Origin of the sequence: Chamaesiphon polymorphus CCALA 037 (assembly GCF_003003845.1) — a bacterium.
Classification (GTDB): Bacteria; Cyanobacteriota; Cyanobacteriia; order Cyanobacteriales; family Chamaesiphonaceae; genus Chamaesiphon; species Chamaesiphon polymorphus.
Map to the genome: position 1 here is coordinate 1 of NZ_PVWO01000508.1, position 4051 is coordinate 4051.

The 4051-nt window shown below is 45.3% G+C and carries 6 protein-coding genes; 1 reads left to right on the forward strand and 5 read right to left on the reverse strand.

The window, feature by feature from the left end:
* The coding region (pth, locus tag C7B77_RS25365) for an aminoacyl-tRNA hydrolase (protein ID WP_342761376.1) at positions 1 to 454 on the reverse strand (454 nt) is incomplete at its 3' end.
* Positions 455 to 534: 80 nt separating this feature from the next.
* Entirely contained in the window at positions 535 to 1113 is a 579-nt protein-coding gene (hemJ, locus tag C7B77_RS25370; protein WP_106311507.1) for a protoporphyrinogen oxidase HemJ, read from the reverse strand.
* 528 nt (positions 1114 to 1641) lie between these two features.
* On the opposite strand from hemJ, the gene pyrR reads away from it, so the two are divergent.
* Positions 1642 to 2184, forward strand: a complete 543-nt coding sequence (gene pyrR, locus C7B77_RS25375; protein ID WP_106311510.1) for a bifunctional pyr operon transcriptional regulator/uracil phosphoribosyltransferase PyrR — start codon at positions 1642 to 1644, stop codon at positions 2182 to 2184.
* A 109-nt stretch (positions 2185 to 2293) separates the two neighbouring features.
* Here pyrR and C7B77_RS25380 read toward each other — a convergent pair whose 3' ends face one another.
* From C7B77_RS25380 to petL, 3 genes are all read right to left on the reverse strand, one after another.
* On the reverse strand, positions 2294 to 2596 hold the full coding sequence (locus tag C7B77_RS25380; RefSeq protein ID WP_106311513.1) for a YggT family protein: 303 nt from the start codon (positions 2594 to 2596) through the stop codon (positions 2294 to 2296).
* A gap of 166 nt (positions 2597 to 2762) precedes the next feature.
* Entirely contained in the window at positions 2763 to 3578 is an 816-nt protein-coding gene (locus tag C7B77_RS25385; protein ID WP_106311516.1) for a carbon-nitrogen hydrolase family protein, read from the reverse strand.
* Positions 3579 to 3649: 71 nt separating this feature from the next.
* Positions 3650 to 3745 carry a cytochrome b6-f complex subunit PetL gene (gene petL / locus C7B77_RS31545; RefSeq protein WP_106311519.1) on the reverse strand — a complete coding sequence of 32 codons (96 nt, stop codon included), beginning with the start codon at positions 3743 to 3745 and terminating at the stop codon, positions 3650 to 3652.
* Between the last annotated feature and the right edge of the window lie 306 nt (positions 3746 to 4051).

A 4051-nucleotide genomic window follows, 5' to 3' on the forward strand; every position in this document is an offset into this window, starting at 1 on the left:
CTCTGGGGAAATTTTGCGTGCCCAGATGCGAAATAATCGATTTCATGCCATTATGTCCGCCAGCGGAACCCGACAATCGCAATCTAATTTTACCTAGTGGTAAATCGAGATCGTCATAGACGACTAATACCGACTCTGGCGATAGTTTAAACCAATCTAAAGTCGCCCGCACTGACTGCCCCGAAAGGTTCATAAAAGTCTGCGGTTTGAGCATTCTAATTTTGGCATTATGGTTGCCGAATCCTTCACCATAAATGCCTTGAAATTGTTTGCGATCGGCTAAACTAATCTGCCATCTTTTGGCGAGACTATCTAACTGATCGAATCCAATATTATGCCTAGTTTGTGCGTATTTATTACCAGGATTTCCCAGTCCGACAATTAGCTGGGGAATTACCAATTCATCACTCATGCGATCGATTTTAAGGGTGGATGGGTGGATGGGTGGTTTCATATCCCCGACTTCTTTGAGAAGTCGGGGATATGTTTTAGTGTTGGAATGAAGCCAATATCCCGCAAAGGTGCGATCGCAAGTTAAGCACTCAGTTCGGGAGTTGAATTTGCTGCTAATTTTTCAGCATCCAATCTACGTTTGCGAGCATATAGTTGAATCGTTGCCGCCATCAAGACGACCAATCCGACAATTAGATAACCAGTGATATCGGTCGGTAAATTGTTTTTAAAAATTGCCAATAGGACGATCGCGACTAAAAATAGCGTTGGTAATTCATTAAGTCCACGTAACTGTTGACTGCTCCATTTACACTCATCTACAGCCAGTTTTTTCATCAAGATCTTACAGTAATGATGATAACCGATTAATAGCAGCACCAAACCAAGTTTGACGTGCAACCAAGTTTGATGAATGATGCCTGGTTCTGTCGAAATAATCCCGATCGCCATCGCGATCGTCACTAGCATTCCTGGCGTAGTAATAATACTATAGAGCCGTTTTTCCATGATCTGATACTGCTCTTTGAGAATGCTCCGAGCTGGTTCCGGCTTCTCATTTGCTTCGACATGATAGATAAATAATCGAACTAAATAAAATAAGCCTGCAAACCAGACTGTAAAACCAATAATATGAAAAGATTTAAACCACTGATATGCCATAGGAGGAGCGAATAGGGGATAGGCGTTAGGCTTTAGGCTTTAGGCTTTAGGCTTTAGGCTTTAGGAATTGGGATTAGCGATTATTAAAGTGTCAACGTTGGCGGAGCCTCTCAGAATGAGAATCGACTCTAGGCTAATTACCCTGTATCCAGGTTAGGCAAAAAGGTTAACGCTTGCCATGGCGATCGAGAGAAGCTTAATATTCTGCAATATCTACAAAACCGACTCCCGACTCTCGAAACCCCCAACATCTTGATTTTCGGAGGAGAATTAGTGCCGTCAAATCGAGCCAACAACCGCATCTAACGCACAAGTTAGCTAGAAACATCATTACAGGTAGTTGCATAGGCTTAGGGGCTAGTTTTGTGCCTGTCGATCGCGCGATTCTCATTCTGAGAGGCTCCGCCAACGCCATCCCTTTACAGATGCTGCTGTGGGGAGAGACAATATAAGGTAGCAATTTGGACTACCGATCGCCTACTACCTTCGATCGCCGATATTTTTTTCCCTTCATCTCCACCCCATCACATGAGTTCTATTGTTGAAATCTTATCGGCTGATGAAATTCGCAGAACAATCGTGAGATTGGCGTCCGAAATCGACGAACGCTGTCGAGATTTATCGCAGGTTGTCTTAGTGGGAATTCAGACTAAAGGCGTTCCCTTTGCCAAAATGTTGGCCAAACAGATCGAAATTTTAGAAGGTGTCAAAGTTCCGGTGGGGACTCTAGATATTACATTCTACCGCGACGATCTCGATTCGATCGCCGTCCGCACGCCTGGAAAAACAGATATTCCAGTCGATTTAAATGGTAAAACGGTAGTTTTAGTAGATGATGTAATCTATCAAGGACGAACGATTCGGGCTGCTTTAAATGCAATTAATGAGTATGGTAGACCCAAGCATATTTTACTAGTAGTGCTGGTCGATCGCGGTCATCGACAAGTACCGATTCATCCCGATTTTATTGGCAAAACATTACCCACCGCACGCGAAGAACAAGTCAAAGTCTACTTCCAAGAAAACGACGGACGCGATGCTGTAGAACTAACGCGGGTAGCCGCTAGTTAAATTATAGCAGTCGCTCAGCTTGTTAAGACACACCCTGTTAAGACACACCCCCGACTTCTCGAAGAAGTCGGGGGTGTAGCAGTAATGGTCGAATATCAATTATTAATTATCAACTAACCAGCATGGTAATAATGCCCTGCTGTCCGACTAATATTTCTCTAATTAAACTGATAATTCCCACCCAAACGATCGGGGTAATATCGACACCACCGATGGGGGGAATTAGTTTGCGAGAAGGAGCCAAAAAAGGTTCCGTCGGCGCAATTACTAGGCTGAATGGCATTTTTTGACTTTCTACTTGCGGATACCAAGTGAGGACGATCCGAATGATAAATAAAAATGTCATCACTACCAACAGCAAGCTAATACCGATATTCAGGATGTTTAGTAATTGAAGATTATTAGCAGTCATTTGGATTGTGGATTTTGGATTGCGGCTCTCGCTCGTCGGGTTTCCCGACGGTTTAGAGAGCCAAGACAGCGGATTGCGGATGCGAGCTTTTGTCTTGTCTGGCTACTCGATATGCTTACACCATCGAGAAACCAGACTATTACAGAAGTGGAATCCTACCCTTATTCTAAGCAAATACTCGGTGTTGAAGCGAAGGCATTTGAGCGCGAGCGCGTGCTAGCCGCTGGGGACTGATTTCGGCGATCGCAACGCCAGGTAAATCGCCAGCATCGGCAAGAATTACCCCCCAAGGGTCGATAATCATTGCATGTCCGTGCGTCTGGCGCATGGCGTAGTGGGTGCCAGTCTGTGCTGGAGCGATCGCATAACAAGTATTTTCGATCGCCCGTGCTTGTAATAATACTTGCCAGTGATCTTTGCCTGTGTATGCGGTAAAAGCCGCAGGTACGAACAAGACATCCGCGCCTAACTTAGACAAATGGCGGTATAACTCTGGAAAGCGCACGTCATAGCAGACTGATAAACCGATCCCGCCTAATTGCTCCGAGTGATAGACATCAGGTAGCTTTACCCCCGCCATTACCGTTCTCGATTCGCGATAGGTATTGCCATCGGGGAGATCCACATCAAATAGATGCGCCTTCTCATATCTGCTGAGTTCTTCGCCGCTGGGGCCGACTAGCAGTGCGGTATTATAAACTTTGCCCTCTTTACCGACGGGCACGGGAAAGCCACCACCAACCAGGGTGACTTGAAATTTTTGGGCGGCAGTTTTGAGAAATTTTTCTGTTTTGGTGGCGATCGTTCCGGCCTGCTCGATCTTTTCCTCTTCAGTACCCAAAAAGGCGAAGTTTTCGGGCAGACTGACTAACTCAGCACCTCGCCGCACGGCCAATTCGATTAATTCTTCTGCCTGAGCTAGATTTTTATCTAGATCTGGGAGGCTGGTCATTTGGACGGCAGCAGCGAGGTAGGATTTCATGAGTGTGGCAAGTAGTGAGGTGAATTAGATAGCATGGATGTTGACTAGTCACGATCGACTAGCCATTCATCCTAGATAATTTTGGTAAATCTGAGGCCAAAGAACAGACCCATGGCAATTCCAAACATGATCCCGATAAAACCCAGATAAGCGACCGCGCCAGACATAAATTTATCCTCGATAAGAACTATTCAACTACCATTAAATCACTGACTGGATCCTAGAGTATAGAGGTCGGCAGATTCTCCTTGAAAATCAGCCATACTGCTACTCGTTGGTACAGCCGCTATGAAAGAGAATCGGATCGTTGCCGGATCCATCTACAATTTAAACTAGAGATGGGGAGTATGGGCTAAAATCGGCACAAAAATCTTTGAGAGTAGGCTTTAGGTTTTAGGTTTTAGGCTTTAGGTTTTAGGCTTCAGGGGATAGGGAATAGGATACGCACTCACCCACCCATCCACCCATCCACC